This is a genomic window from Pseudonocardia lacus (assembly GCF_018531445.1).
GTDB classification, from domain to species: Bacteria; Actinomycetota; Actinomycetes; order Mycobacteriales; family Pseudonocardiaceae; genus Pseudonocardia; species Pseudonocardia lacus.
Window position 1 is genome coordinate 1 of the sequence record NZ_JAHDTH010000440.1, and the last position, 1,647, is coordinate 1,647.

The 1,647-nt window shown below is 75.3% G+C and carries 3 protein-coding genes; all 3 read right to left on the reverse strand.

All coding sequences use genetic code 11. The features are described from left to right. Positions 1–686 (reverse strand): pyridoxal-phosphate dependent enzyme (locus tag KIK08_RS38900; protein WP_214408312.1); only part of this gene is annotated, 686 nt, incomplete at its 3' end. Then, entirely contained in the window at positions 683–985 is a 303-nt protein-coding gene (locus KIK08_RS38905; RefSeq protein WP_408004796.1) for an ArsR/SmtB family transcription factor, read from the reverse strand. The genes KIK08_RS38905 and KIK08_RS38900, both read right to left, overlap by 4 nt. Positions 986–1,091: 106 nt before the next feature. Continuing rightward, positions 1,092–1,544, reverse strand: coding sequence for a hypothetical protein (locus tag KIK08_RS38910; protein ID WP_214408313.1), 453 nt, complete (start codon positions 1,542–1,544; stop codon positions 1,092–1,094). Positions 1,545–1,647 lie beyond the last annotated feature (103 nt).

Below are 1,647 nucleotides of genomic sequence, written 5' to 3' on the forward strand. Positions count from 1 at the left end.
CCGCCCGCGGCGAGCGCGGCGGTGAGCGTGGGCGACCCGGCCGGCTCGACCCCGACGACCCGCACGGCGCCGGCCAGCCGGGCGGCCACCCCGGCGAGCAGCCCGCCGCCGCCGACCGGGACGAGCACCGTGTCGAGCGCGCCGCCGAGCTGGTCGAGCAGCTCCGCGCCGAGCGTGGCGGTGCCCAGCAGCGTCTCGCGCTGGTCGAACGCGTGCACCGCCATCGCGCCGGTGCGCGCCCGGTACTCCTCGGCGCCGGCCAGCGCGTCGGCGTACCGGTCGCCGTCGACCACCAGGTCGGCGCCGGTCGCGCGGATGGCCTCGACCTTGGCCGGGGCGGAGATGGTGGGCACGTGGATGCGGGCCCGGATGCCGAGCCGGCGGGCGGCGTGCGCCACGGCGACCCCGTGGTTGCCGCCCGACGCGGCCACCACGCCGACCGGCGGGACGGCGCGCAGCAGCAGGTTGGCGAAGGCGCCGCGGGTCTTGAACGACCCGGCCCGCTGCAGCTGCTCCAGCTTCAGCACCAGCTCGCCCGGGACCGGGTCGAGGCCGAGGTCGGCGGGGTCGAGCGCGAGGACGGGGGTGCGCCGGACCCAGGGCGCGATCACCGCCCGGGTGCGCTCGACCTCGTCCGGGGTGATCGGGTCGGTCGGGGCCGGCGCGCTGCGCCCGGGTGCGCTCACCACTGGCCCCCCAGCTCGGCGCGGGCCCGCGCGATGCGCTCCTCGTCGCGCCGGTAGAACACCCACTGCTTGACCTTCTTGGACCGCAGCAGGCCGGCGCGGCTGAGCACCTTGAGGTGCTCGCCGCAGGTGGGCTGGCTGACGCCGAGCTTCTCGGCGATGAACAGCGAGCAGACCCCGTCGGTGACGAGGTCTCCGTCGCGTTGCGGTGGGAAGTGCGCCTCCGGGTCGCGCAGCCATTCCAGCACCAGCAGGCGCTTGTCGTTGGCCAGCGCCCGGAGCAGGTCGACGTCGATCACGAAGCCAGTATGCGAACTAGCTAAGTGACTGTCCAGTGCGTGCGGTCGGGGGGCGTTGTCCCGGGTCCGCTCCGACCCCTCGTCCGGAGCGGACCCGGGTCGGCCGTCACCGGTGCGGGTACTGGGTCGGCGCGGCGCCGGCGCCCGGGTGCGGCTGCCGGGCCGGGCCGCCGTTGGGAGCCGGGTACGGAGCCGGGCCGCCCTGGTACGGGCCGGGGTAGGGGCCCGGCTGCGGGGCGGGGTAGGGCGCGGGGACGGGAGCGGGGGCGGGAGCCCGCCGGTTGCGTCCCACGACGGTGGCGACCCCGGTCGCGAGGCCGATGGCGGTCAGCACGCCACCGATCCCGACCAGCACCCACCCGGAGTTGCGGTCGTTCTCCTTCTGCTCGTCGTAGGTGTACTCGGTGGTCGAGCCGTTGCGGATCTCCTGGCAGATGTCACCGGGCGCCATCACCTGGCCGCCGCAGGTCACCTCGTCCGTCGTGGTCTGACCGATCCCGCCGAGCACCATGAACACGCCCAGGGCCAGCAGGATGACGGTTCCCAGAATCTTCTTCATGCCCTGGAACGCTATTTGCGCAGGTCGAGCGCGGGCAGTTGCCGGGCGGTGACAGTTCCCTTACCCGCCGCGACCCGTCAGGGACGCGGGTGGCCGCGGCGGG